Genomic DNA, 1005 nt, shown 5'->3' with positions numbered 1-1005 from the left:
TGCCGGTCGTTCTCCGAGGCCGCTGACGGGGTGGGCTGGTCCGAGGGTGTGGGCGTGCTGGTGCTGGAGCGGTTGTCGGACGCGCGCCGCAACGGTCATCGGGTGCTGGCGATCCTCCGTGGCTCGGCGGTGAACCAGGACGGCGCCTCCAACGGGTTGACCGCGCCGAACGGCCCCTCCCAGCAGCGGGTCATCCGCCAGGCCCTGGCGAGCGCCGGGTTGTCACCGGCCGAGGTGGACACGGTGGAGGCGCACGGTACGGGGACGACGCTGGGTGACCCGATCGAGGCCCAGGCCCTGCTGGCGACGTACGGCCAGGATCGGGATGAGGATCGCCCGCTGCTGCTGGGCTCGATCAAGTCGAACCTCGGGCACACGCAGGCGGCTGCGGGTGTGGCGGGCGTGATCAAGATGGTCATGGCGATGCGTGAGGGCGTGGTACCGCGCACGTTGCACGTCGACGCGCCGTCCTCGCACGTGGACTGGAGCGGGGGCGCGGTCGAGCTGGTGACCGAGGCGCGATCATGGCCGCAGGCGGGGCGTCCGCGCCGGGCGGGTGTCTCATCGTTCGGGATCAGCGGCACCAACGCCCACGTGCTGCTCGAACAGGGACCGGAGGACGAGCGGGTCACGACCGAAGCGCCCGGACAGGACCGGACATCGGGTGCCGAGATGGTGGTTCCGGTGGTGGTGTCGGGTCGTACGGCGGAGGCGTTGCGGGCGCAGGCCGGGCGGCTGGCGTCGTTCCTGGACGATGAATCTGACCTGGGCCTGGCTGATGCGGCGTTCTCGCTGGCCACGACGCGGTCGGTGTTCGAGTATCGGGCGGTGGTGCTGGCCGATGGTCGTGACGGCGCGCTGGCCGGGCTGGGAGCTGTTGTCGAGGACCGTCCGGGTGCGGGTGTGGTGCGCGGGGTGGCCGGGGACGAGCCGAAGCTGGCGGTGTTGTTCACCGGTCAGGGCAGCCAGCGGGCCGGGATGGGCCGCGAGCTCTACGACCGTTTC

1 protein-coding gene is annotated in these 1005 nt (G+C 71.6%); it reads left to right on the top strand.

What is annotated here, in order from left to right:
• Positions 1-1005, top strand: a 1005-nt coding sequence (locus ACFYWM_RS44750) for a ketoacyl-synthetase C-terminal extension domain-containing protein (protein WP_389928017.1), incomplete at both ends; no start/stop codon positions are given.

This window comes from Streptosporangium sp. NPDC002721 (assembly GCF_042888905.1).
Lineage (GTDB): Bacteria > Actinomycetota > Actinomycetes > Streptosporangiales > Streptosporangiaceae > Streptosporangium.
This window is presented reverse-complemented; position numbering and strand designations above follow the sequence as displayed.